This window comes from Pseudomonas sp. COR18, from assembly GCF_048568395.1.
In the GTDB taxonomy this organism is placed as follows: Bacteria; Pseudomonadota; Gammaproteobacteria; order Pseudomonadales; family Pseudomonadaceae; genus Aquipseudomonas; species Aquipseudomonas fuscovaginae_B.
In genome coordinates this window covers 6,425,874-6,449,619 of record NZ_CP183808.1, presented here as the reverse complement: position 1 = coordinate 6,449,619, position 23,746 = coordinate 6,425,874, and the positions used below count along the sequence as shown (strand labels likewise).

General features: G+C 64.0%; 22 protein-coding genes. 8 read left to right on the top strand and 14 right to left on the bottom strand.

Features of this window, described 5'->3' with window-relative positions; genetic code table 11:
- Positions 1-3 precede the first annotated feature (3 nt).
- Genes cobN through ACM62G_RS28980 form a run of 3 tightly spaced genes read left to right on the top strand, consistent with a single transcriptional unit; the run spans position 4 to position 5,456 of the window.
- Complete coding sequence (cobN, locus tag ACM62G_RS28990) at positions 4-3,774, top strand: cobaltochelatase subunit CobN (protein ID WP_419736219.1); 3,771 nt, start codon at positions 4-6, stop codon at positions 3,772-3,774.
- A gap of 12 nt (positions 3,775-3,786) precedes the next feature.
- Entirely contained in the window at positions 3,787-4,800 is a 1,014-nt protein-coding gene (locus ACM62G_RS28985) for an ATP-binding protein (protein WP_273820684.1), read from the top strand.
- 2 nt (positions 4,801-4,802) lie between these two features.
- Positions 4,803-5,456: a vWA domain-containing protein gene (locus ACM62G_RS28980; protein ID WP_419737577.1), complete on the top strand. Its 654-nt coding sequence runs from the start codon at positions 4,803-4,805 to the stop codon at positions 5,454-5,456.
- Positions 5,457-5,590: 134 nt separating this feature from the next.
- On the opposite strand, the gene ACM62G_RS28975 is transcribed toward ACM62G_RS28980, so the two are convergent.
- Complete coding sequence (locus tag ACM62G_RS28975; RefSeq protein WP_017906965.1) at positions 5,591-5,854, bottom strand: hypothetical protein; 264 nt, start codon at positions 5,852-5,854, stop codon at positions 5,591-5,593.
- A 321-nt stretch (positions 5,855-6,175) separates the two neighbouring features.
- On the opposite strand from ACM62G_RS28975, the gene ACM62G_RS28970 reads away from it, so the two are divergent.
- Positions 6,176-7,501, top strand: a complete 1,326-nt coding sequence (locus tag ACM62G_RS28970) for a sigma-54 dependent transcriptional regulator (protein ID WP_054062296.1) — start codon at positions 6,176-6,178, stop codon at positions 7,499-7,501.
- An 89-nt stretch (positions 7,502-7,590) separates the two neighbouring features.
- Here the strand turns inward: ACM62G_RS28970 and ACM62G_RS28965 are convergent, their stop codons facing one another.
- From ACM62G_RS28965 to ACM62G_RS28925, 9 genes are all read right to left on the bottom strand, one after another.
- Complete coding sequence (locus ACM62G_RS28965; RefSeq protein ID WP_273820685.1) at positions 7,591-8,892, bottom strand: hypothetical protein; 1,302 nt, start codon at positions 8,890-8,892, stop codon at positions 7,591-7,593.
- A gap of 49 nt (positions 8,893-8,941) precedes the next feature.
- The gene (locus ACM62G_RS28960) at positions 8,942-9,691 is read right to left on the bottom strand and encodes a hypothetical protein (RefSeq protein WP_419736218.1); all 750 of its coding nucleotides are present in this window, start codon (positions 9,689-9,691) and stop codon (positions 8,942-8,944) included.
- A 44-nt stretch (positions 9,692-9,735) separates the two neighbouring features.
- Complete coding sequence (locus ACM62G_RS28955) at positions 9,736-10,416, bottom strand: C39 family peptidase (RefSeq protein ID WP_054060130.1); 681 nt, start codon at positions 10,414-10,416, stop codon at positions 9,736-9,738.
- A 62-nt stretch (positions 10,417-10,478) separates the two neighbouring features.
- The gene (locus tag ACM62G_RS28950; RefSeq protein WP_054060129.1) at positions 10,479-11,441 is read right to left on the bottom strand and encodes a hypothetical protein; all 963 of its coding nucleotides are present in this window, start codon (positions 11,439-11,441) and stop codon (positions 10,479-10,481) included.
- A 61-nt stretch (positions 11,442-11,502) separates the two neighbouring features.
- Positions 11,503-12,078, bottom strand: coding sequence for an adhesin (locus ACM62G_RS28945; protein WP_273820687.1), 576 nt, complete (start codon positions 12,076-12,078; stop codon positions 11,503-11,505).
- A 1-nt stretch (position 12,079) separates the two neighbouring features.
- On the bottom strand, positions 12,080-12,526 hold the full coding sequence (locus ACM62G_RS28940) for a hypothetical protein (protein WP_419736217.1): 447 nt from the start codon (positions 12,524-12,526) through the stop codon (positions 12,080-12,082).
- Positions 12,527-12,871: 345 nt separating this feature from the next.
- The gene (locus tag ACM62G_RS28935; RefSeq protein WP_273820792.1) at positions 12,872-13,396 is read right to left on the bottom strand and encodes an AAA family ATPase; all 525 of its coding nucleotides are present in this window, start codon (positions 13,394-13,396) and stop codon (positions 12,872-12,874) included.
- Entirely contained in the window at positions 13,393-13,956 is a 564-nt protein-coding gene (pnuC, locus tag ACM62G_RS28930) for a nicotinamide riboside transporter PnuC (RefSeq protein WP_419736216.1), read from the bottom strand. Before pnuC ends, ACM62G_RS28935 begins: the two co-directional genes overlap by 4 nt.
- Positions 13,957-14,166: 210 nt before the next feature.
- Positions 14,167-15,801 carry a methyl-accepting chemotaxis protein gene (locus tag ACM62G_RS28925; protein ID WP_419736215.1) on the bottom strand — a complete coding sequence of 545 codons (1,635 nt, stop codon included), beginning with the start codon at positions 15,799-15,801 and terminating at the stop codon, positions 14,167-14,169.
- A 292-nt stretch (positions 15,802-16,093) separates the two neighbouring features.
- On the opposite strand from ACM62G_RS28925, the gene ACM62G_RS28920 reads away from it, so the two are divergent.
- Both ACM62G_RS28920 and ACM62G_RS28915 read left to right on the top strand, forming a co-directional pair.
- Entirely contained in the window at positions 16,094-16,921 is an 828-nt protein-coding gene (locus tag ACM62G_RS28920; protein ID WP_054060138.1) for an undecaprenyl-diphosphate phosphatase, read from the top strand.
- Positions 16,918-17,352: a DUF1294 domain-containing protein gene (locus ACM62G_RS28915; RefSeq protein ID WP_273820690.1), complete on the top strand. Its 435-nt coding sequence runs from the start codon at positions 16,918-16,920 to the stop codon at positions 17,350-17,352. Before ACM62G_RS28920 ends, ACM62G_RS28915 begins: the two co-directional genes overlap by 4 nt.
- Before the next feature lie 7 nt (positions 17,353-17,359).
- Here the strand turns inward: ACM62G_RS28915 and ACM62G_RS28910 are convergent, their stop codons facing one another.
- Positions 17,360-17,704 carry an MmcQ/YjbR family DNA-binding protein gene (locus ACM62G_RS28910; protein ID WP_419736214.1) on the bottom strand — a complete coding sequence of 115 codons (345 nt, stop codon included), beginning with the start codon at positions 17,702-17,704 and terminating at the stop codon, positions 17,360-17,362.
- Positions 17,705-17,715: 11 nt separating this feature from the next.
- Positions 17,716-18,624, bottom strand: coding sequence for a LysR substrate-binding domain-containing protein (locus tag ACM62G_RS28905; protein WP_054060121.1), 909 nt, complete (start codon positions 18,622-18,624; stop codon positions 17,716-17,718).
- A gap of 131 nt (positions 18,625-18,755) precedes the next feature.
- Between ACM62G_RS28905 and ACM62G_RS28900 the strand changes: the two genes are divergently transcribed.
- On the top strand, positions 18,756-19,367 hold the full coding sequence (locus ACM62G_RS28900; RefSeq protein WP_419736213.1) for an FMN-dependent NADH-azoreductase: 612 nt from the start codon (positions 18,756-18,758) through the stop codon (positions 19,365-19,367).
- Positions 19,368-19,613: 246 nt separating this feature from the next.
- Positions 19,614-20,645 carry an alpha/beta hydrolase family protein gene (locus ACM62G_RS28895; RefSeq protein ID WP_273820692.1) on the top strand — a complete coding sequence of 344 codons (1,032 nt, stop codon included), beginning with the start codon at positions 19,614-19,616 and terminating at the stop codon, positions 20,643-20,645.
- A gap of 1 nt (position 20,646) precedes the next feature.
- On the opposite strand, the gene ACM62G_RS28890 is transcribed toward ACM62G_RS28895, so the two are convergent.
- Entirely contained in the window at positions 20,647-21,840 is a 1,194-nt protein-coding gene (locus ACM62G_RS28890; protein WP_054060118.1) for an MFS transporter, read from the bottom strand.
- A 176-nt stretch (positions 21,841-22,016) separates the two neighbouring features.
- Positions 22,017-23,606 carry an ABC-F family ATPase gene (locus tag ACM62G_RS28885; protein ID WP_081006056.1) on the bottom strand — a complete coding sequence of 530 codons (1,590 nt, stop codon included), beginning with the start codon at positions 23,604-23,606 and terminating at the stop codon, positions 22,017-22,019.
- Between the last annotated feature and the right edge of the window lie 140 nt (positions 23,607-23,746).

The following is a 23,746-nucleotide window of genomic DNA, read 5'->3' as shown; positions in this document are numbered from 1 at the left end:
CCCATGCACCTGCTCAGGACCCAGCCCGGCGGTTTCGTGTCGGACGACAACATTGCCGACCTGGGACAAACCCCCGCCGAGCTGGTGATCCTGTGCAGCGGTGATTCCAGCCTGGCGTTGCTCGCCGAAGCGGCGCAGCAACTGCCGGACGATTACCCCAGCCTGCGCCTGGCCAACCCGATGCAGGTGCAGAATCATGCCTCGGTCGACCTGTATGTCGACCAGGTGCTGCAACACGCCAAGGTGATCCTGCTGTCGTTGCACGGCGGGATCGGCTATTGGCGCTACGGCATCGAGCGCCTGGTGCAACTGGCCGAGCGCGGCGTGGCGCTGATCCTGGTGCCGGGCGATGACCGTCCCGACCCGGAACTGAGCGCCCTGGGCAACGTCCCGGCGGCCGAGGCCGAACGGCTCTGGCATTTCCTGCGCCAGGGGGGGCTGGGTAACGCCCTGCAACTGTTCAATTGCCTGGCCAGTACCTGGCTGGGGCGCGATTACCCGTGGCACGAGCCTCGCGCCTTGCCGCGCACGGCGATCTACCACCCCCGCGTGGTCGATGCGCAACTGGCGGATTGGCGTACCGACTGGCAGGCCGACCAACCAGTAGCGGCGCTGCTGTTCTATCGTTCGCACCTGCAGGCGGCCAACACCGCCTTCGTCGATGTGTTCTGCCAGCGCCTGCAGGCGGCCGGGCTGAACCCGTTGCCGATCGCCGTGGCCAGCCTCAAGGAGCCGGCCTGCCTGGCGACGGTCGAGGACTGGCTGGACGAAGTGTCGGCGGCGGTGATCCTCAATACCACCGGTTTTGCCCAATCGACCCCCGAGGCGCCGCACCTGCGGCCGTTCCGCCGTGACATTCCGGTGATCCAGGCCATCTGCGCCCAGGACAACGAGCCCGGCTGGCAGGCCAGCGAGCAGGGCCTGGGGCCGCGGGACCTGGCGATGCACATCGCCTTGCCGGAACTGGACGGACGGATCATCAGCCGGCCGATCAGCTTCAAGGACCTGGCCTGGCGCAGCGAGCGCAGCCAGAGCGACGTGGTCTGCTACCGGGCCCAGCCCGAGCGCATGGACTTCGTCGCCGAACTGGCGCGGCGCTGGGTCGACCTGGCACGGCTGGACAACGGCGCCAAGCGCATCGCCCTGGTCCTGGCCAACTATCCGACCCGTGACGGCCGCATCGGCAACGGTGTCGGCCTGGACACGCCGGCCGCGGCGCTGAATATCCTGCGGGCCTTGCAGGCGCAGGGCTACCCGGTTGCCGAACTGCCCGAGAGTGGCACCGGCCTGATCCAGGCCCTGCTCGGCGGCGTCAGCAACGATCTCGACAGCCTCGATCTGCGACCCTGCCGGCAGAGCCTGGCGCTGGCCGAATACCAGGCCCTGTTCGAGCAATTGCCCGAGGCCAACCGCCAGGCGGTACTGGCTCGCTGGGGGCAGCCGGAAAACGACCCGATGTGCCGTGACGGGCGGATGATGGTCGCCGGGCTGCGCCTGGGGCTGACCTTCGTCGGCATCCAGCCGGCCCGTGGTTATCAGGTCGACCCGAGTGCGGTCTACCACGATCCGGACCTGGTGCCGCCCCATGGCTACCTGGCGTTTTATTTCTGGTTGCGCCACCGCTATGGTGCCCACGGCGTGATCCATGTCGGCAAGCATGGCAACCTGGAGTGGCTGCCGGGCAAGGGGGTCGGTCTGTCGCAGCACTGCTGGCCGGATGCGCTGCTGGGGCCGCTGCCGAATATCTATCCGTTCATCGTCAACGACCCGGGCGAGGGGGCCCAGGCCAAGCGCCGGACCCAGGCGGTGATCATCGATCATCTGATGCCGCCGCTGACCCGTGCCGAAACCTACGGCCCGTTGCGCGACCTGGAACTGCTTGCCGACGAATACTACGAAGCGCAACTGCTTGACCCACGCCGGGCCCGGGAGTTGCAGCGAGACATCCTCAAACTGGTACGCGAGACGCAGATCGACCGCGAGCTGCAGCTGGATGCCGGGCTCGACAGCGATGCCGACGCAGCGATCTGGCTGCCGCGCCTGGACACCTACCTCTGCGACCTCAAGGAGTCGCAGATCCGCGATGGTCTGCACGTGTTCGGCGAGTCGCCGCAGGGACGGCTGCGCATCGATACCCTGCTGGCCCTGCTGCGTATTCCCCGCGGTGACGGGCGAGGTGCCCGGTCGAGCCTGCTGCGGGCGTTGGCCAAGGCCTTCGAACTGGGCTTCGACCCGCTCGACTGTAACCTGGCCGAACCCTGGACCGGCCGCCGCCCGGAGGCGCTGCGCGACCTCGGCGCGGCCACCTGGCGCACCGCCGGCGACAGTCGCGAGCGCCTGGAACTGTATGCCGCAGCCTTGATCGAGCAGGCCCTGGCGGGCCTCGCCGAGCTGCCGGACAGCGAGGCATGGGCCGATGTGCGCAGCATCATCGACGGCCTGCTCGAACAGGTGGCGCCGCGGCTCGATGCTTGCGGGCCGGCGGAAATGCAGGGCCTGCTTGCCGCCCTCGACGGGCGCTTCGTCCCGGCCGGTCCCAGTGGTGCACCGAGCCGCGGGCGACTGGACGTGTTGCCTACCGGGCGCAATTTCTTTTCCGTGGACGTACGCAACCTGCCGACCACCACGGCCTGGCGCATCGGTTTCCAGTCGGCCAACCTGATTCTCGAGCGACATCTGCAGGACCACGGCGACCACCTGCGTCAGCTTGGCCTGTCGGTCTGGGGCACGGCGACCATGCGCACCGGCGGCGACGACATCGCCCAGGCCATGGCGCTGATGGGCGTGCGGCCGGTCTGGGCCACCGGCAGCCAGCGGGTCGACGACTTCGAGATCCTGCCGTTGAGCCTGCTGGACCGCCCTCGGGTGGACGTGACCCTGCGGGTTTCCGGGTTCTTCCGTGACGCCTTCGCCAACCTGATCCGTCTGTTCGACGCGGCGGTGCAGGCGGTGGCGGCGCTGGACGAACCCGAGGACCTGAACCCGCTGGCGGCCCGCGTTCGCCAGGAGCGCGAGCAACTGCAGGCGCAGGGCCTGGATGCCGAGCAGGCCGCACGCCAGGCCGGTTGGCGGATCTTCGGCGCCAAGCCGGGCGCTTATGGCGCGGGTGTGCAGAACGCCATCGACGGGCGCCTGTGGCAGAGCCGCGAGGACCTCGCCGAGGTCTACCTGAACTGGGGTGGCTACGCCTATGGCGGCTCCGACGAGGGTACCGCGGCCCGGGCGCCATTCGCCCGGCGCCTGAGCCAGGTCCAGGCCGTGTTGCAGAACCAGGACAACCGCGAGCATGACCTGCTCGATTCCAACGACTACTACCAGTTCCAGGGCGGCATGCTGGCGGCGGTGGAAAGCCTCAGTGGCGAAACCGCCGCCAGCTATCATGGCGACCACAGCCAGCCGGACCTGCCGAAGATCCGCACGCTCAAGGAGGAGTTGAACCGGGTGATCCGCTCGCGGGCGGCCAACCCCAAGTGGATCGACGGGGTCAAGCGTCATGGCTACAAGGGCGCTTTCGAACTGGCGGCGACGGTCGACAATCTGTTCGCCTTCGATGCCACCAGCCATCTGATCGACGATCACCAGTACGCGTTGCTGGCCGATGCCTACCTGCTGGATGCCGACACCCGCGCGTTCGTCCGCGAGCACAACCCCCATGCCTTGCGCGACATGACCGAGCGCCTGCTGGAAGCCCAGCAGCGCGGGCTGTGGCGTGAACCGGGGGAATACCGCGAGGCGCTGGAAAACCTGCTGCTGGATATTGAAGAAGATGCCTGAGGACTATGCACCATGAGTGACTCCCCGCATTTCCCGCTGTCGGCGGTGGTCGGTGCCGATGCGCTGAAGCTGGCGCTGTGCCTGACCGCCATCGACCCGAAGATCGGTGGTGTGCTGATCGAGGGGCCGCGCGGCATGGCCAAGTCGACCCTGGCCCGTGGCCTGGCCGACCTGCTGGTCAGCGGGCAGTTCGTCACCTTGCCCCTGGGGGCCACCGAGGAGCGCCTGGTCGGCACCCTCGACCTGGACGCGGCACTGGGGGAGGGCCGCGCGCAGTTTTCCCCCGGCGTGCTGGCCAAGGCCGACGGCGGCGTGCTGTATGTCGATGAGGTGAACCTGCTGGCCGATCATCTGGTGGACCTGCTGCTCGATGTGGCGGCCAGCGGCACCAACCTGGTGGAGCGCGACGGCATTTCCCATCGGCATGCGGCGCGCTTCGTGCTGATCGGTACCATGAACCCCGAGGAAGGCGAGCTGCGCCCGCAATTGCTCGACCGTTTCGGCCTGAATGTCGCCCTGAGCGGCCAGCCGGAACCGGCCGAGCGGACGCAGATCATTCGGCGCCGGCTGGATTTCGACAGCGACCCGCAGGCCTTCTGCGACCAGTGGGCGCCACAACAGCAGGTGCTGCGCGAGCGTTGCGAGCGGGCCCGGGCGTTGCTGCCGGAAATCGACCTGGATGATCGGGCGATGGCCGCGATCAGCGAGCGCTGTTTTGCCGCCGGGGTCGATGGCCTGCGCGCCGACCTGGTCTGGCTGCGGGCGGCCCGTGCCCACGCCGCCTGGCGGGGAGCGCGGCAGATCGCCGACGAGGATATCGAGGCGGTCGCCGAGTTTGCCTTGCGTCATCGGCGTCGCGAGAACTCGCCCGCAACCTCGTCAAACCCTCCCGCCGGCGCGCCACAGAACCGCCCCGATCCGGCCCCGGGCACGGAGCAGGCCCAGGGGCAATGGGGTGAACTGCCGGCCAAGGCCATGGCCATGGGGGCTCGTCGGGATATTCCGAGCTGGCCAAAAAAGCCCTAGGCATTCGCCCTCGACTCAAGCCGGGGGCGAATGCCAGAACCGGTGCGGGTGAGGTTCCCGGAGGGCGCCAGGGTGCGGCCCGGGGTGCGGCGAGCGGGGCGATCGATTGGCTCGGGACGCTACTGGGTGGGCGGCCGAAGGCCCGCCGCGATCTGCGTTTTCGCTTGCGCAGCAGTACGGCCCACGAATTGTGGCTGGTGATCGTCGATGCATCGGCTTCCACCCGGCGACATCAGGCCCTGAGCGATGCCAAGGGGCTGCTCGCGCAGTTGTTCGACGATGCCTATCGCCAGCGGGCACGCCTGGCATTGTTGACCGCCAGTGGCAGCCGGCCGCAGTGGCAGGTCCAGGGGCTGAAGGCCTCCAGTGGCCTGGCGGGTTGGTTGGCGAGCCTGGGGGCGGGCGGCGGAACGCCGTTGCTGGCGGCCTTGCAGGAGGCCGGCCACTGGTTGGCCGTCAGACAGCGGCGTTTTGCCGAGGAGCGGCAGCGGGTACTGGTCTTGACCGATGGGCGCCTGAAGGCCTGGACGGGGTTGGCGCCATTCAATTGCCCGACATTACTGGTCGACCTGGAGAAGGGGCCGATTCGCCTGGGGCGGGCGCGGCAACTGGCCAGTGAACTCGGGGCCGATTATCGGCACATCGAGCTGCTCTAACTTCAGTTAAAAGTTGTGTCCATTTGATCGCATTCGCGGGCAAGCCACGTTCCTGCAGATATTGCGGCGTGTCTTGCTCGGTTACTGTAGGGGCAGCGCTTGCCCGCGAAGCTTATCGCTTTAAAGATCGAGAATCAGGCCGAGAAAGTCCAGGGCTGCAAGTCGTAGCCCTTCTTGCTCAATTCGGCACGGGCCTGTTCCAGAACGGATTTCAACTGCGCCAGGTTCGAATAGTCACTGCAAGAGATCTGCCGGCGGTCGATGCTGTTGTTGGTGCGATCGATTACGGTCAGGCTCAGGTCGCCTTTGTCTTGTGCCGTCCAGGCCACGCATTGGAAGGGTTTGAATGCGTTGCCGGCCATCAGGAGTGCTTCGTTGAAACGGAGCGGGGCGTTCATGGGGTCTTCTCTCAAGTATGCCCAAACAGTGTGTCAGCCGTCGGCTGGGCGCACCGTCGCGGCTGGTTACTTGTACTGATGTCCGCTGAGGGGCATCAGGTCACACGGGAAATACAGTTTTTTTCAACTTTTTTTCAGTGCCTCCAACAAGACTCTCGAATACCGAAATGGTTTCACTGTTATGTTTGGCGCGTTCGATCGGCTTTCGCCCTTATGCTCAATCGGTACAAGTTAGCGTCAATTTCTTGCTAGTGTTACAGCCAGGTTTGCCAAATTACTGTTTCTAATAAAATTTTATAATTCAGGTGCCAGGGAGCTGTCATGCAAGAAGCCACACCGCTAAGGCGTCTCCTGGTGGTCGATCCCTGCAACGACTGCCACCAGTTGCTTCCCGGCCTGCGCAGCATTGGCTGGGATGTCGACAGTTGCGAGCTCGAGGCGGCGGTCGATCGGCCCTGCGATATCGGCCTGTTGCGCCTGCAACCGTTTCATCTGGAGCGCCCCGATGCGGTCAAGGACCTGATCAGTCGCAGCGGCACCGAATGGATCGCGGTGCTCAGCCAGGAAGTCCTGCGCCTGCAGAACGTGGGTGACTTCGTCTGCGAGTGGTTCTTCGATTTTCATACTTTGCCCTTCGACGTTTCCCGCGTACAGGTGACATTGGGTCGCGCCTTCGGCATGGCGCGCCTGCGCGGGCAGGGGCCGGCCCCTGTCGAACCGCCGGAGCACGAGTTGCTCGGCGACAGCCGGTCGATCCGCGAGTTGCGCAAGCTCCTCGGAAAACTGGCGCCGACCGAGTCGCCGGTGTTGATCCGGGGTGAAAGCGGGACCGGCAAGGAACTGGTCGCCCGTACCCTGCACCGTCAGTCACAGCGCCACGCAAAGCCCTTCGTGGCGATCAACTGCGGGGCGATTCCCGAGCACCTGATCCAGTCCGAACTGTTCGGCCACGAGAAGGGCGCCTTTACCGGAGCGCACCAGCGCAAGGTCGGGCGCATCGAAGCGGCCAATGGCGGGACACTGTTTCTCGACGAAGTCGGCGACCTGCCGCTGGAGCTGCAGGCCAACCTGTTGCGCTTTCTCCAGGAAAAACACATCGAGCGGGTGGGCGGCAGCCAACCGATCCCGGTCGATGTGCGGGTCCTGGCTGCGACCCACGTCGATCTGGAAGCCGCGATCGCTGCCGGGCGCTTTCGCGAGGATCTCTATTACCGTCTGAATGTGCTGCAGGTGGTGACGGCGCCGCTGCGTGAACGCCACGGTGACGTGCGGATGCTGGCCAACCATTTCTCCCATTTCTACAGCCAGGAAACCGGGCGGCGACCGCGCAGTTTCAGCGAGGAGGCGCTGGTCGCCATGGGCAACCATGGCTGGCCGGGCAATGTGCGCGAGCTGGCCAACCGGGTCCGGCGTGGCCTGGTGCTGGCCGAGGGGCGGCAGATCGAGGCCGGTGACCTGGGCCTGGCCAGCGAATCCAGTGCCCAGCTGGCCATGGGTACCCTGGAGGATTACCTCTATCAGGCCGAGCGCCAGGCGTTGTGCGATGTGCTCAATCGGCATGGCGACAACATGAGTATCGCCGCGAAGGTGCTGGGGATTTCCCGGCCGACGTTCTACCGGCTGCTGCACAAGCATCAGATTCGCTAGGCACTGGAGGCTGCCCAGGCAGGTATGGCGCCGTTCACAGGCGCCTCTGCCACGGCGATGGCCGGGGCAGAGGGCGCCATCAGGCTGGATCAGAAGTAGTAGGGGAATTTCAGGCTGAAGCTGAAGTCCGGGGCGTCGGGGGTCATGCCCAGGGACAATTGTGGAACGATGGTCAGGTTCGGCGTGGCGGCGATGGTCATGCCGACGTTGAAATAGCCGGCGTTGGCGTCGCTGCCCACTACACTTTGCCAGCTCTGCCCATCGGGCTTGAGTTTGCTTTTGCGTTGCACCAGGTCGGACACCGAGAACGACATACTCATCTTTTCGTTCAAGGCGAAGGCAACGCCCGCACCGAACTGGTAGCTGTCGCCGATACTGACCTTGCCTGGCTGCGTGACGCCCTGCTGGGCGCTGATGTCGCTGAAGGAGTCCTCGAAGTTATGGGTGTAGGCGAACGTGCCGAACAGTACCGCCGGGTCGAATGTCTTGACCAGCGAGAGGCCGGTGGTGAGCGCCCAGACGCCATTGCCGGTGGGCAGGTCCTCAGGCACGAACAGGCTGCTGCTCTTTGGCGACTGGACAAATTTTATGCCGAAAGGGTCTTTGCCGGTCGGCGCCTTGAGCCGGACGCTGACCACCGCATCCGGCAGGCTTTCCGTTTCATCGAGGAATTTGTAGGCCACCCCGAAGTTCACGTCACCGAGTGTCGGGTCGCGTGTCACGGTGTCTTCCACGGTCGAGGCGGCGCTGCCGCCGTTGCCACCGCCGGATTGATAGGTGGACTCGCGATAGATGACCGGAGCGTTAATGTCGAACTGCCAACGGTTTTCATAGTTGTAGCGAGCCGTCAGATCCAGCGTCCAGGTATCGGCCTTGATCCGATCGAGGTTGATGGTGCCGAGGAAAATCGAATCCAGTGCGAGGAAACCGTTCAGCGTCAGCTGCCGGGTGTCATAACGCGAATAGGTGATACCCGTTTCGACACTGAACTTGCCATTGCCGAAGAAGCCGCTGGCTTCGTTGTACAGGTCGGAAACACTCTGGGCCGGTGCCGAATCATCCTTGAGCGACTGGCCATAGGAGGCCCCGGAGGTCCCTGCCGCGGCACCCGGGGCATTGGCGCTGGCCCCCGCCACCGCCTGGCCCTTTCTCAGGTCGGCCGGCGATTTGACCAGGCGTTTGGGCGGCGGCGCCGCCGGCTGGTCCTCGACCTGTCGAACCCGCTGTTCCAGCACCGAAAGCGCCTGTTGCTGTTGAACGTAACGCTGTTTGAGCTCCAGAAGTTCCTGTTTCAGGGCCTCCACCTCGGCGTCAGGTGCCGCTTGCAACATCGCTGCCGGGAAAAGTGTCCCCACACAAATTGCCGCCCGCAGAGAAAACGATCGGTACATGAAATTAGCCATCCCTTACTGACTTCCAATGGTCGAAAGTGAGCGTAGTTCAGAATCCCATGTTGCGTAGGCCTTTAAGTTGGGTCAGGTTGCAGTCCAAGGCTCCCACTGTCTGCAGGTTGTTCTGCAATACCACATTGAGTTGAGTCATGTTGTGGACCAGGTTCTGGCCACCGAGCAGGGCGGTGGACTGCAGGACGCCACCCTGGGCGATCTGCTGCAGCGAATGGCCCTGGTTGTTGCTGGCCGCGATCGCCATCTGAATGCCGCCGGAGACCGCGGAAACCGTGATATTGCCGGCCGCGCCAGAGCCGCTGATGCTACCGCCGCTGTTGAGAATCTGCCCGACCTGCTGGCCGCTGACGGGGGCCTGGTTGGCTTCGCTGACGTTGATGGCGACATTGTTGTAGGCGCTGTTGCCATCGCCGGCGGCACGGACCACCTGGGTCACGCCGGCCGAGGTGGTGAAACCGTTGCCGCCGACCACCGTGCCGGAGCCCGGGGCGGCAGGGGAGCCGTTGCCCTGGTTGCTGTAGGTGGAAACGTAGAACTGCGGTTTGACCGTCGATTGCTGGATCTGCAGGCTGGTGGTTGCGCCGATGATGTCGCCACTGGCGTTTTTCCAACTGCTTTCCATCACGACGCCGAAGCTGATGATGCGTCCCGGCATGACATAACGGCCACGCAGTTCGGACAGTTCCTGATCCTTGATTTCGATGGGTTTGAAGGGTGATGTCGCCTGTGCGGGCAGGCAGGTGAATGCCAGGCAACTCACGACCAGCCAGTGTGGAGTTTTCATCTGTTGCTCCCGGGGCTTCCTGCTCCCTTACTCGTTACTGCACTTCAGAAAAAATCGCTCTGTATAAAGCCGAAATCCATCAGCTCGGCGTCTTTGACCGGATTGAAGGTATCCAGCTTGTCTTTCGCCGTGAGCGGGGCCGGCGGGGCCAGCAGAGCGTTGGTCTTGTCATAGCCGGGGCCGACGATGGCAAACACGATGCCATTCCAGCCCTTTGCGAAATCCGCGGCAGCGTAGCGCTTGTGGCCAAGCACCGGGTCGCCGATGTACACCCAGTCCTTGTCCGCGCGCTGCATCACCACGAAATGCTTGTAGCCGCGGATATCCATCAGCACCACCACCGGAATGCTGACACTGGTCAGCTTGTCGGCGGGTATGCGATAGCCGCGGGCGCGCATGCCGATGCTCTCGACGTAGCGCTTCATGTCCAGCATGGAGAAACCGTGGGTCTTGACCAGCTCCGCATCGGAAGTGGTCAGCATGCCCTTGATCACCTGCTCCTCGTCGACATCCAGCCAGTAGGCCTGGCGCAGCACCGTGGCCAGGGCGGCGGCGCCGCAACTGAAATCGGTTTTCTGCTGGACCAGGTTGGCGAAACGCCGTTCGCGGATGCTCTGTACGTTCTTGTAGAAGACGCTGGCGCCGGGCAGGCCGGGGACCGCCATGGTGGCGGCCTGGGTCAGGTCGCAAAGGCCGATCAGCAAGGCAAGGACGAGAATACGCATGGTCGATACGCCTTCAGGTGCGGAAAAAAGAGCCCCGTTTCCGGGGCTCTCTGCTGTCGCGACTACATGCAGGCTTTGCAACCGGCGGCGATGGACAGCGAGTTGCTTTGCTGGTTGCCCACCCCGGCCGAAACGTTGATGCCAGCGTTGCCGGACATGTGGTTGGCCGAGTTGTTCATGCTGGCGTTGTTGGTGACAACGTTTTTCCAGCCGTTGGGAGTGAGCACTTGCTGGGTCCAGTAGCCGGCCAGTTCAACAGAGCCTTGTTCCTTGAAGGTGAACTTCTGGTCATCGTTGTCATGACCACCCTTGTAGCCATGGCCATGATGATCGTCGTCACCCTTGATTGTGCCGGAGCCGGTGCCCTTGTAGCTGCCCTTGAGATCGATGGTGCCCTTGAGGGTTTCTTTCTCATAGGCTTGCACGCCACTGTTGGTCACCAGCAGGCCGCTTTCGGTCTGGTTGGCGGCGGCGGCGGCGGTGGCTACGCGGCCACCGGAGACGGCGATGGCCAGGTTGTTTTTCTGTTGGTTGAAGTTGCCGGCGGTGATGTTGACGCCCATGTTGCCGGAGCCATTGTTGCCGGAGTTGTTCATCGACGCATTGTTCTGGGTCGATTGGTTGAGCACGACGTTGTTGGTGTTGGTCTGGGTGGCGCTGCTGGCCGAGACGGCGGTACCGAAGATGAAACTTTCGTCGGCGGTGGCCAGTGCGGCGGCGTTGTCCTGTTGGTTGCCGTCGCCGGCTGCAACGTTGGCGCCCATGTTGCCGCTCGAGCCGTTCAGCGAGTCATTGGCACTGGCGTTGTTCCTGGTGCCCTGGTTGATCACGGCGTTGTTGTGGCTGTACTGGGTGTCGATCACGGCGGCGCCGGCGCCGGCGGTGATCTGCAGCAGGGTGCCGAGGTCAGGACCTTTGGGGCCATGGTGACCATGGCCGTGGTTGTTGCCGCCTGCCTGGGCGGCCATTGCCATGACTGCGGCCAGTGCGAACACCAGTGGTTTGAGAGCCATTGTAGGTTTCATGATGTATCTCCGTGCTTATTAGTTGGTTAAGTGTTGGTACTTTCTAATTGCACTGCTCGGGTCAGTCGGCGACCCGGATACTGAGGGTGTTGGCCATGCGGTTCCCCACCCCCGCGCTCTGGTTCACCTGAATCACGCCCCGGCTGCCGGTGAAGGCCTGGTCGCTGGTAACGACCTGGCGACTGCCTGGGGTGCCGGATGAACCGGAGTTGGGTGACAGCGCCACGTTCTGTTGCGACAGGGCGCTGTCATCGACGCTCTGCGGCGCAGCACTGATGCTGATGCGCACGGCGTTGATCATCTGGTTGTTGGCGCCGGCGGACTGGTTGACGCCCACCATGCCGGTGCCATTGCTGAAGGCGTTGCCCTGGATGGCCGCCTTGGCGTTGATTGCCGTGCTGGCCGGGGTTCTGAGCTTCTGGGTCAGGGCGGTCGATGCGCTGGCGTCGGTGCCGATGGCGATCGCACGACTGTTGATCTGTTGCTGCTGGTCGCCGGCGGCCTGGTTGACCATGAGGCTGCCCTTGTACTGCTGGCCGGAGTTGTTGATCACGGCATTGTCATTGGCGGTCACGCCACTGTCGGCGTAGGCGGTGAAACTGCTGAACAGGGCGAGAAAAAGCAGGGTGCGCTTCATTTCATTGCCCCTTGCCGATGGCGTTGAGGGCACCCATGCCGGCCGACAGCCCGCGATTGACCGTATTGGCGATGCCGGCACCGCTGCCGCCACCGTGTCCGGAGGACAGGCCCGGCAGGCCGTTGGGGTTGCTCAGGCCGGGCATGTGCTCGGTATGGACCGTGATCACACGGTTAACGGTTGCGCCGGTGCTGATGCCGGCGATATCACCGTCGCTCAGTTCCATGCCGTTGGTCAGCGAGATGACACGGGCAGAGGGGTTGGCATTGACCGTGGTCGGATTCGGATCAGGCTGCAGGGGCGGGCGGCCGTACATTTGCGGTTGGACGGTGCGCTCGAGGACGATCACGCCGTTGTTGCCACCGGCCTCGGCGGTCAGGCTGAACAGCGAGCCAATGGCGCAACCGATCAGCAAGGTGCGGGTTAAAGCTGTTCTTGTCATCCCCACGGCAGTGTTCCTTCTTCAGTGCGCTGGCCCTGTTCAGCGTTGGGAAGGAAAGAGCAGAAGCTGTGCCGCTTTTCGTTTTTTCTTCTGTATCAATGGGTTGCCAGGGCTGTCGGGCAGGTGACGGTGTTTGCCTGTTTCAGCTTTGAAACAGGTCCGTGCCGGGAGAGCGCTGGAGAGGTGGCAAAGCCCCGTGGAATGGGGCTTTCGGACAGCTGTATCAGTGGCTTGACACATGGCCGTGCAAGGGCCCCAAGCTGTTGAATCTGGTCGTTTGCGGTGGTGCAGGGTGTTTCATGAGTGGACACTGCGGCTGCGGGGCCAGGCCTTTTGCGGCGTTGGCCGGAGTCAGCGTCCCAGCAGCTTCTCGACCGCACCCATGGCCTGGCGGTGCCTTTGCTGCCAATCACCGCCGAGCACCTCGACCGTCTGCCGGTGCCGGGTCAGCCATTGCCGGCTGGCCTCGAAGAACGCCCGGCGCTCCTCCAGGTCGGGCTGGCAGCGCTGACCGTCATCGGTCCATTCGACGCCGTCGGGGCTGAGCAGAAGGTGCAGGTCGTAATGCCGGGCGAGTAGGGCCGGTTCGAGCCAGGCGGGGCAGTCGCCGAACAGGGTCTGGCTCCAGAGGATGTTGCTCAGCAGGTGGGTATCGAGAATCAGCAGCGAAGGCTGCCGTGCCCGCGCCTCGTCCTCCCAGACCAACTGGCCGCGGGCGATGGCGGGGATGTCGGCTAGGCAGGTGTCGCGCTGTTCCCGCTCGATGAAATGACGCACGTATTCACCCACCAGCAGGCCGCCGAAGCGTGCCTGCAGGGCCTCGCAGAGCCAGCTCTTGCCGCTGGATTCGGGGCCCGCCAGCACCACCACCTTCATGCCTGCAACGCCGGGTCGGTACGCCATTCGCGCCAGCCCTGCACGGCCAGTAGGGTGAACAGGCCATAGAGGGCGGCGGTCAGGTACAGGTCCTTGTAGATGAACAGGCCGACGAAGATCACATCGACGGCGATCCACAGTGGCCAGCACTGGATGCGTTTCTGCGCCATCCACAGCTGTGCGACCAGGCTGAAGGCGGTCAGTGCGGCATCGAGCCAGGGTTGTGCGGCGTCGGTCCAGGTGGCCATGGCAGCGCCCAGCAGCAGGCTGCCCAAGGCACCGACGGCAAGGCCGCCCAGCAGGGCTTGCGGGCCAAGGCTGGACACCTCGCGGCCCTGGTGCACGATGCCGCCGCGGGTCCATTGCCACCAGCCATAGAGCTGCAGCACGGCGTAGACCACCTGCAGCAGCAGGTCCGAGTAGAGCTTCACATCGAAGAAGATCCAGCTGTAGAGCAGCACCATGACCAGGCCGATCGGCCAGCACCAGGGATTCTGTTTGACCGTCAGCCAGACGGCGATCACGCCGAGGGCGGCGGCGAACAGTTCAAGCCCGGACATGGGAGACCTCTGGATCGAAGGGAAAGGGGGGGCGGATTGTACCCAGAGTGGCAGGGAGAAGGGAGGGCCGCAGCGCGATTGCGCTTATCTCTCGCGACCTCTTCGCGGATAAGCCTGGACGCCGGCCCCACAAGGCATCGCGGTGAGCACTGGTCTTGTGTGCGCCGCAAAATTGTCGGGGCCGGACTGATCCGCGAACAGGCTCTCCGGTCAGATACGGAACTGGCGCAGCAACCCGTTGAGCTGTTCGCTCAGCACCTTGAGCCGGTCGCTGTCGGTGCTCGACTGTTCGGCCGCCAGGGCAGTGGTGTGGGACAGGCCCGCCGCCTCGGTGACGTTCTGATTGATCTCCTCGACCACATGGGCCTGTTGCAGGGTGGCGCTGGCAATCGAGGCATTGAGGCCATTGAGGTTGCGCAACGCCTGGCTGATGGCATTCAGGCTTTCGCCGGCCAGCCCGGCCAGTTCGATGGTCTGCTGCGAGACACGGCTGCTGTCGCCGATGACTTTCACCGCCGCTTCGGAGTGATTCTGCAGACGTTCGATCATCGCCTGGATCTCCGCCGTGGATTTCTGCGTACGCTGGGCCAGCAAGCGCACCTCGTCGGCCACCACGGCGAAGCCGCGGCCCTGTTCACCGGCCCTTGCGGCCTCGATGGCGGCGTTGAGGGCGAGCAGGTTGGTCTGCTCGGCGATGGCGCGGATCACTTCCAGGACACTGCCGATCTGCGTGCTTTCCGCCGCCAGGGTGCGGATCACCTCGACCGCCTGGGCGATGGTGGCGGACAACTGGTCGATCTGCTGCAGGCTGTTGTCGATGTTCAACTGGCCCTGGCGGGCCTGGCCTTCGGCATCGCGCACCTCGCTGGCGGCCTGTTCGGCGTTCTTGGCGACATCCTGCACGCCATAGGTCACCTCGTTGATCGCCGTGGCCACCATTTCCATCTGCTGCGATTGCTGCTGACTGCGGGTCTGGGATTCGATGGCGCTGTTACCCAGGTCGCTGGAGGATTGGCCGAGTTCACTGGCCGAAACCTGCAACTGGCTGACCACGCCACGCAGCTTGCTGGTGAAGGCGTTGAAGTGGCGGGCCAGTTCGGTCACTTCGTCCTGGCCGTGGGTATCGAGGGTGCGGGTCAGATCGCTTTCGCCGCTGGCGATGTTGGCCATGGCCTGGACCGTTTCCCGCAGCGGATGGACGATGCTGCGGCCGATCAGCAGGACCAGCACGCTCACCAGCACGGCAATCGCCAGGCCGACCAGCGAGGCATTGCGCACCTGCTCGTAGAACTCGGCCTGCACATCGTCGATGTACACGCCTGAGCCGATGATCCAGCTCCAGGGCTCGAACAACTGCACATAGGAGGTTTTCTGCACCGGAGCGCTGGCGCCCGGCTTCGGCCAGCGGTAATCGATCATGCCGCGGCCCTTGGCCTTGGCCAGAATCACCATCTCGTTGAACAGCGCATAGCCATCGGGGTCCTTGATGCCGGACAGGTCCTGGCCCTCGAGCTTGGGGTTGGCCGGGTGCATGACCATGACCGGGCGCAGGTCGTTGATCCAGAAATAGTCGTTCTGGTCGTAACGCAGCCCGCGTATGACGCTCAGCGCCTGTTTCTGCGCGGCATCGCGGCTGAGGGTGCCGGCGGTTTCCAGCCCCTGGTAGTAGGCGAGGATGCCGCTGGCGGTCTGGACCACGTGCTGGGTTTTCAGGGCCTTGGCCTGGTAAAGGTTGTCATGGGTCTGCTTGAGCATCAGCAGGCCCTGGGTCAGCAGCATGGCTACCGCCAGGACCAGGATGAGCCACAAGCGTCGGCTGATCGACACACTGCGCAAGCTATTCATAAGACCACCGTTCCTTTTTTTCTTGTTGTCCTGCTGTCATGCAGCTTATACCAGCAGGTTTAGCCCAGAGTGCCCACTATGCTTATGGCTACTATCGAGGCAGCGATAAACAGGCATGTCTGATAGGATTTCGGCCCAATCTCGACAAACCTGAGTTGCTGTTTGATTTTTCAGGCATTTTTCACGGTTTGCCGACGAACTGCGCAGCAGGCTTGCCAGTGGATCGCCGAGATGGCGAATCACGCTTTTCGATTTTTGTAGGGCCTGCGGGAGCGGGCCTTGAGGGGGAATGATGGATTTTTGGACCGCCGCACAGGCGTTGATATTGGGGATTGTCGAGGGCCTGACGGAATTCCTGCCGATTTCCAGCACCGGCCACCAGATCATCGTGGCCGATCTGCTGGGTTTTGGCGGTGAACGGGCAATCGCCTTCAACATCATCATTCAGTTGGCCGCGATCCTTGCGGTGGTCTGGGAGTTTCGCCAGAAGGTCTTCACCGTGGTCCGGGACCTGCCCAGGGAGCGCAGTGCCCAGCGTTTCACCCTCAACCTGCTGGTGGCGTTCATGCCGGCGGTGATTCTCGGGGTGTTGTTCAAGGAAGTGATCGCCACTTACCTGTTCAACCCGATCACCGTGGCCTCGGCGCTGGTGGTGGGTGGTGTGGTCATCCTCTGGGCCGAGCGGCGCGAGCACACGGTGCATGCCGAAACGGTGGATGAGATCCGCTGGCAGGACGCCCTGAAAGTCGGCTTCGCCCAGTGCCTGGCGATGATTCCGGGAACCTCCCGCTCCGGTGCGACCATCATCGGCGGCCTGCTGTTCGGCCTGTCGCGCAAGACCGCCACCGAGTTCTCGTTCTTCCTGGCCATGCCGACCATGGTCGCCGCCGCGGTGTACTCCGGTTATGGTTTCCGCCATCAGTTCCAGATGGCCGACCTGCCGGTGTTCGCGGTGGGCTTCGTCACTTCCTTCGTGTTCGCCATGATCGCCGTGCGCGGCCTGCTGAAGTTCATCGCCAGCCACAGCTACGCGGCGTTTGCCTGGTATCGGATCGTCTTCGGCCTGGTGATCCTGGCCACCTGGCAGTTCGGTTGGGTCGACTGGTCGACCAAGGGATGAGAAAGCCGAACACTCCCGGCAATGGCCGGCCAGCGCCCACGGGCCGGGTCCGCCAGCTCAAGCTCAAGGTGCTGCTGGGGCTGCTGCTCTGCGTCTTGCCCGGTTTCGGCGCGCTGCGCCTGTGGCTGGGCAGCGGGACGAGTTGGCCGCTGTGGCTCTACGGCGGCGCCAGCCTGTTGGCGTTCGTTCTGTACTGGAACGACAAGCGCAAGGCGCGCAATGACGCCTGGCGCATACCGGAGAAGGTTCTGCATGGCGTCGAGCTGCTGGGCGGCTGGCCGGGGGCACTGATCGCCCAGCAGGTGTTCCGGCACAAAACCCGCAAGCTGTCGTTCCAGGTGGTGTTCTGGCTGATCGTGTTGCTGCACCAGGTTTTCTGGATCGATCGGCTGTTTCTCGATGCCACCCTGGCGCAGCTGTCCTTTCTGTAGGGTAGCGCTACAGCAGCAGGCCGACCTGACTGCGCTTGGGCAGCTTGGCGACCACCAGTTGGTGGGAGCGGCGCAGCAGCTCCTGCAGTTCCTCGGCGCCCAGCGGGTAGGGCGCGTTCATGCTGATCCAGAACGCTCGCGCCAGATAAGGCGCGGGACGGATTCCGGGGCGGTCGACATAGCCGAGGAACAGTTCCTTGCCGACCTTGAGCGACAGTGTGTCGCCACTCAGGTTGAGCAGCGCGAACATCTTGGTCTCGGCGATCGAGAACACCCTGACGCCGCCCCATTTGTAGTCTTCCCGTGCGCCGGGCAGGTCGAGGCAGAAGCGCGCGACGGCCTCCTTGTTCATGCTGGCTCCTTTCATAGTGCTCTGTCTCCACATTCCCTGAAGGCTTCGGCCAGGTGGTCGATCCACGCCCGTACGGCCGGCAGCAGCCCGCGACGGTGCGGGTAGACCGCCTGCAGCCAGCCGCCCGGCAGTGACCATTCGGGCAGGATTCGCACGAAGGTACCATTGGCCAGTTCTTCCTCGCAGTAGAGCATGGGCAGCACGGTGAAGCCCAGGCCGGCGAGGGCACAGGCCTTGCGGACGATGAAGTCGTCCACGCCCAGCCGGGCTTCGAGCGCCAGCTCGCGCTTCTGCCCGCGTTCGTCCAGCAGGCTGAGATGGACCTGGCGGTCGGCCTCCAGGGCGCCGAGGGCGGGGGCGTTCAGCAGGTCGTCGACGCTGTCGATCGGGTGCTGCTGCAGAAAGGCCGGGGTGGCGAGCATGAAGGTCTGGGCCTGGCGCAGTCGCCGCGTCACCAGCGACGGGTCCTCGTCGCCATGTTCACGAACCCGCAGAGCGACGTCGATGCCTTCGGTGACCAGGTCGACCCGACGGTTGACCATCACCACCTCCAGTTGCACCAGCGGGTGCGCCGCCAGGAAGCTGGCAATCACCCGGGGCATGAACACCTGGGCCAGGCCGATCGGGCACGACACCCGCAGCCGTCCACGAGGTTCGCTGGACATGCTGGCCACGGCCTCGTCGGCCATCTCCGCCTCCAGCAGCATGGCCTGACAATGGCGCAGGTAACGTTCGCCCACCGCAGTCAGCTTCAACTGTCGGGTGGTGCGCTGCAGTAGGCGGGCGCCCAGGCGCTCTTCCAGTTCGGCGATCCGCCGTGACAGCCGGGACTTGGGAATCCCCAGCAGGCGCCCGGCGGCGGCGAAACCACCGGCTTCCACGACCTTGGCGAAGTAGTAGAGATCGTTGAGGTCTTGCATGGTGTGAAGTTCCGGTCGTTCTATGGGTAGGACAATCTATCGCATTTTGAGCGGCTAATCATTTATTGGCTTCGCAAGTAGGATTATCCCAACTCGATCGCCAAGTGGCGATCCTCACTTGGAGATCCCGCATGAAACTCTTGCACATCGATTCCAGCATCCTGGGTGACAACTCGGCTTCGCGTCAGTTGAGCCAAAGCGTGGTCAAGGCCTGGCAGGCCGCCGAGCCTTCGAGCGTGGTGACCTACCGTGACCTGGCCGCCGATGCCATCAGCCACTTCTCCAGCCTGACCCTGGCTGCCGGCGGCACTGCTGCCGAACTGCGCGATGCGGCCCAGCGCCACGAAGCCGAACTGAGCGCTTCGACCCTGGAAGAGTTCCTGGCCGCGGACGCCATCGTCATTGCCGCGCCGATGTACAACTTCAGCGTGCCGACCCAGCTCAAGGCCTGGATCGACCGTATCGCCGTGGCCGGCAAGACCTTCCGCTACACCGAAAACGGCCCTGAAGGCCTGGCCGGTGGCAAGAAGGTAGTGATCGTCTCGACTTCCGGTGGCCTGCATGTGGGCCTGCCGACCGGTGTAGGCCATGAAGACTACCTGAAAGTACTGTTCGGCTTCCTCGGCATCACCGACATCGAGTTCGTTCGCGCCCACGGTCTGGGCTATGGTGAAGAAGTGCGCACCAAGGCCATGAGCGACGCCCAGGCGCGAATAAACGACACCTTGTTCGCCGCCCCGTAAAGCTTTTGTAAACGCGCAAGAAACTTCCGGTAACAAACACTAAACTCTGTACTCTGATCATGATGAATGATCGGGTACGGAGTTTTTTGCGTTCTCTGCGCAGGTTTGGCCCATCTTGTGCAAAAACCATCCGCACAGGCGCTCTGGAAAACTGCGAAGAGTCGGTCGAAGCCCGGTGCAGTGCTTCAGTTTCAAGGAATGACAGAGATTTTGGTGTGTAGTGACTCGACAAAGGTGGGCATCCCGATGATGCGTCTTTGTGCAGTATTGCTGATTTGCCTGGCCGCAGGCTTCACGACGGTGCAGGCGGCTCCCGCGGCTCATTGGAGCGTGGGTTTTCATCGTCTGACGTTTCTCGATCCGCTGGATCTGCAGCCGATGAAGGCGATTGTCTTCTACCCCTCCACCGGCCGTGAGCAGTGGAGCAAGATCGGCGGCTACACCATCCAGGCCAGCGAGGACTCGCGGATCGCCATTGGCCGCTATCCACTGTTGATGCTATCCCACGGCAACACCGGCACGCCGCTGGCCCTGCATGACCTGGCAACCTCGCTGGCCCGCAAGGGCTTCGTCGTGGTCGCGGTGCTGCACCCCGGCGACAACTACAAGGACCACAGCCGGCTGGGTACCTTGAGCAACCTCTACGGCCGGCCGATGCAGATTTCCGAGGCGATCACCGCCACCCTCGGCGACCCGATGCTGTCGCCGTTCGTGGAGGCCGATCAGGTCGGGGTGATCGGCTATTCCGCCGGCGGCGAGACCGCCCTGATCCTCTCCGGCGCACAGCCGAACCTCGATCGCCTGCGGCGCTACTGCCAGGAGTTTCCGGACGACAAGGACGCCTGCACCACCAAGGGCGAACTGATCGTCGACCGCGATGACCTGCAGCCGGTGGCCGACCCACGGGTCCATGCGCTGATGCTGATGGCGCCACTGGGCCTGATGTTCGGCCGGCACACGCTGGCCGACGTGCACGTGCCGGTGCTGATGTACAGCGGCGATGGCGACAAGCTGGTGTTCCCTGACAAGAACGCCGCGGCCCTGGCGCGCAAGCTGCCGGTGGCGCCGCAGTTCAAGCTGATCGCCGGGGCCGGACACTTCGTGTTCATGGCGCCCTGCAGCGAGGAACAGCTGCACGCCACGCCGGGATTGTGTACCGACCCCGAAGGTGTCAACCGGGCGGATATCCACCGCGATCTGATCTCCGAGGCCGGGCGCTTCTTCAGCAAGACCCTGAGCGTGCCGAACCGCGCCGGCATGCAGACCGCCGATCAGTGACTCATCCGGCTGTCGGGCGCCGTGCCAGCAGCACGGTGACCGACAGGCCGATGATCGACAGCAGCGCCGCACAGCAGAAGATCCACGCATATCCCAGGTTCAACGCGACCGCGCCCATGAGCGGGCCGGCGATCGCCAGCGCCAGGTCGAAAAACACCGCATAGGCACTCAACCCCGCGCCGCGGCTGCTGGTGGGCACCTGGCGGATGGCTTCGACGCCGATGGCCGGGTACACCAGAGACAAGCCGAACCCCGCCAGGCCCGCGCCGGCCAGCGCGAAGCCGGTGGAGGGGGACAGCCAGAGCAGCACCAAGCCGAGGGTTTCGATGCTCATGCAGGCGATGGCCACCTTGAAACCGCCGAAACGGTTGATGCTGCCGATGAAGAACAGCCGCGCAAGGATGAAGCAACTGCCGAATACGGTCAGGCAGTAGGCGGCGCCGGTCCAGCCGCGGCTGAGGTAGAACAGGGTGATGAAGGTGGTGAGGGTGCCGTAGCCGATCGACGCCAGAGTCAGGCTGGTGCCGTAGGGAGCAATGCGGCCGAACACCGCCCGGAACGGCAGGCGTTCACCGCGGATCACCGGTACCGAGGGCTTGTTGCGGATCAGCAGCAGGGCGCCGGCGGCCAGGGCCGACAGGGCGATGCCGAGGCTGGCGAAACCGTAGTCGGCGACCATCAGTACCCCCAGTGGCGCACCGATGGCGATGGCGCCGTAGGAGGCGATGCCGTTCCAGGAAATCACCCGCGCGGTCTGGTCGGCGCCGACCTGGCCGATCCCCCAACTGATGGTGCCGACGCCGATCAGGCCCTGGGCGGTGCCGAGCAGCAGGCGCCCGAGGATCAGGATGATCAGGCTCGCCAGGGGCCACTGCTGGATCAGCGTCGACAGCAGGGTCAGTCCGCCGCTCAGGCAGATGCCCACCAGTCCGTAGATGATCGCGCGCTTGGTCCCGACGCTGTCGGCCATGCGTCCGGCCATGGGGCGGCTGAGCAGGGTAGCCAGGTACTGCGAGCCGATGGTCAGGCCGGCGATCACCGCACTGAACCCCAGCTGTTCATGCACATAGCCGGGCAATACCGCGATCGGCAGGCCGATGCAGAGGAAGGCGACGAAGGTGTAGAAAACGATGGAGACGATTTGCAGGGTGACGGTCAGGTTGCCGGGCTGGCGGGGTGGTTGCTGGGCTGACATGGAGGCTCGTTCGCGGGCGGGCGGTTGGAGAACTCCATCATGGCGGCATGCCGGGATAAATGAAAGCAGGCTAACTAATTTTTGCGGCGTCCTCACCGCGATTGGGCAGCCAACGGTCTTTGACTCATCAGTGCATAACCGCTGCCACGGGGAGCATGGCAGCGGTCGGGAGCCTCTTAGAACAGCACGCCCTGGCTGCGCAGGTAGTCGTCGTAGGTGCCGCTGAAGTCGGTTACGCCATTCGGGCTCAGCTCGATGATGCGCGTAGCCAGGGACGAGACGAACTCGCGGTCGTGGCTGACGAAGATCAGCGTGCCCGGGTAGTTTTCCAGCGCCAGGTTGAGCGCCTCGATCGATTCCATGTCCAGGTGGTTGGTCGGTTCGTCCATCACCAGCACGTTGGGCTTTTGCAGGATCAGCTTGCCGAACAGCATACGGCCCTGTTCACCCCCGGAGATGACCTTGACCGACTTGAGGATCTCGTCGTTGGAGAACAGCATGCGGCCCAGGGTGCCGCGTACCAGTTGCTCGCCGCCCTGGGTCCACTGGCTCATCCAGTCGAACAGGGTGACGTCGTCTTCGAAGTCATGGGCGTGGTCCTGGGCGTAGTAGCCCAGTTCGGCCGATTCGGTCCACTTCACGCTGCCGGCATCCGGGGTCAGTTCGCCCATCAGCGTGCGCAGCAGGGTGGTCTTGCCGATACCGTTCGGGCCGATGATCGCCACGCGCTCGCCGGCTTCGACGGTGAAGCTGAAGTCCTTGAACAGCGTGGTACCGTCAAAGCCCTTGGCCATGCGCTCGACGGTGACCGCCTGGCGATGCAGCTTCTTGGTCTGTTCGAAGCGGATGAACGGGCTGACGCGGCTCGAGGGCTTGACCTCGGCCAGCTGGATCTTGTCGATCTGCTTGGCCCGGGAAGTGGCCTGCTTGGCCTTCGAGGCGTTGGCCGAGAAGCGGCTGACGAAGGTCTGCAGCTCGGCGATCTGGGCTTTCTTCTTGGCGTTGTCGGCCAGCAACTGCTCGCGGGACTGGGTCGCGGCAGTCATGTATTCGTCGTAGTTGCCCGGGAACAGGCGCAGCTCGCCGTAGTCCAGGTCGGCCATGTGGGTGCAGACGCTGTTCAGGAAGTGCCGGTCGTGGGAAATGATGATCATCAGGCTGTTACGCTGGGTCAGGATGTTTTCCAGCCAGCGGATGGTGTTGATGTCCAGGTGGTTGGTCGGTTCGTCGAGCAACAGCACTTCCGGATCGGAGAACAGCGCCTGGGCCAGCAGCACCCGCAGCTTCCAGCCGGGAGCGACTTCGCTCATCGGGCCGAAGTGCTGTTCCAGGGGGATGCCCAGGCCCATCAGCAGTTCGCCGGCGCGGGATTCGGCGGTGTAGCCGTCCATTTCGGCGAATTCGGTTTCCAGCTCGGCGACGGCCATGCCGTCAGCTTCGGTCATCTCCGGCAGCGAGTAGATGCGATCGCGCTCGGCCTTGACCTTCCACAGCTCCTCGTGGCCCATGATCACCGTGTCGATCACGGTGAATTCCTCGTAGGCGAACTGGTCCTGGCGCAGTTTACCCAGGCGCACGTTGGGCTCCAGCATGACCTGGCCGCTGGACGGTTCGAGGTCGCCGCCGAGGATCTTCATGAAGGTCGACTTGCCGCAGCCGTTGGCGCCGATCAGACCGTAGCGGTTGCCGCTGCCGAACTTGACCGAAACGTTCTCGAACAGTGGCTTGGGGCCGAATTGCATCGTGATGTTAGCTGTGGAGATCAAAATACTTACCTATCAATAGCTTGCGCAGCTGGATCGTTCAGCCGATACCGACTCGATACCAATCTTGAGTCTTTCCAGCCCGCTCCAGTCGGAGCTTGAGTTGGACCAACAGGCATGGGGCGACAGCAGCATCTGCAGGC

What these genes read in the sequence shown, in the direction of transcription:
- ACM62G_RS28965 (WP_273820685.1), bottom strand. Translation starts at nt 8,892, where the DNA reads ATGTACCGATCGTTTTCTCTGCGGGCGGCAATTTGTGTGGGGACACTT.
- ACM62G_RS28970 (WP_054062296.1), top strand. Translation starts at nt 6,176, where the DNA reads ATGCAAGAAGCCACACCGCTAAGGCGTCTCCTGGTGGTCGATCCCTGC.
- ACM62G_RS28960 (WP_419736218.1), bottom strand. Translation starts at nt 9,691, where the DNA reads ATGAAAACTCCACACTGGCTGGTCGTGAGTTGCCTGGCATTCACCTGC.
- ACM62G_RS28900 (WP_419736213.1), top strand. Translation starts at nt 18,756, where the DNA reads ATGAAACTCTTGCACATCGATTCCAGCATCCTGGGTGACAACTCGGCT.
- ACM62G_RS28890 (WP_054060118.1), bottom strand. Translation starts at nt 21,840, where the DNA reads ATGTCAGCCCAGCAACCACCCCGCCAGCCCGGCAACCTGACCGTCACC.
- ACM62G_RS28985 (WP_273820684.1), top strand. Translation starts at nt 3,787, where the DNA reads ATGAGTGACTCCCCGCATTTCCCGCTGTCGGCGGTGGTCGGTGCCGAT.
- ACM62G_RS28905 (WP_054060121.1), bottom strand. Translation starts at nt 18,624, where the DNA reads ATGCAAGACCTCAACGATCTCTACTACTTCGCCAAGGTCGTGGAAGCC.
- ACM62G_RS28915 (WP_273820690.1), top strand. Translation starts at nt 16,918, where the DNA reads ATGAGAAAGCCGAACACTCCCGGCAATGGCCGGCCAGCGCCCACGGGC.
- ACM62G_RS28920 (WP_054060138.1), top strand. Translation starts at nt 16,094, where the DNA reads ATGGATTTTTGGACCGCCGCACAGGCGTTGATATTGGGGATTGTCGAG.
- ACM62G_RS28925 (WP_419736215.1), bottom strand. Translation starts at nt 15,801, where the DNA reads ATGAATAGCTTGCGCAGTGTGTCGATCAGCCGACGCTTGTGGCTCATC.
- ACM62G_RS28910 (WP_419736214.1), bottom strand. Translation starts at nt 17,704, where the DNA reads ATGAACAAGGAGGCCGTCGCGCGCTTCTGCCTCGACCTGCCCGGCGCA.
- ACM62G_RS28935 (WP_273820792.1), bottom strand. Translation starts at nt 13,396, where the DNA reads ATGAAGGTGGTGGTGCTGGCGGGCCCCGAATCCAGCGGCAAGAGCTGG.
- pnuC (WP_419736216.1), bottom strand. Translation starts at nt 13,956, where the DNA reads ATGTCCGGGCTTGAACTGTTCGCCGCCGCCCTCGGCGTGATCGCCGTC.
- ACM62G_RS28955 (WP_054060130.1), bottom strand. Translation starts at nt 10,416, where the DNA reads ATGCGTATTCTCGTCCTTGCCTTGCTGATCGGCCTTTGCGACCTGACC.
- ACM62G_RS28945 (WP_273820687.1), bottom strand. Translation starts at nt 12,078, where the DNA reads ATGAAGCGCACCCTGCTTTTTCTCGCCCTGTTCAGCAGTTTCACCGCC.
- ACM62G_RS28895 (WP_273820692.1), top strand. Translation starts at nt 19,614, where the DNA reads ATGATGCGTCTTTGTGCAGTATTGCTGATTTGCCTGGCCGCAGGCTTC.
- ACM62G_RS28975 (WP_017906965.1), bottom strand. Translation starts at nt 5,854, where the DNA reads ATGAACGCCCCGCTCCGTTTCAACGAAGCACTCCTGATGGCCGGCAAC.
- ACM62G_RS28950 (WP_054060129.1), bottom strand. Translation starts at nt 11,441, where the DNA reads ATGAAACCTACAATGGCTCTCAAACCACTGGTGTTCGCACTGGCCGCA.
- cobN (WP_419736219.1), top strand. Translation starts at nt 4, where the DNA reads ATGCACCTGCTCAGGACCCAGCCCGGCGGTTTCGTGTCGGACGACAAC.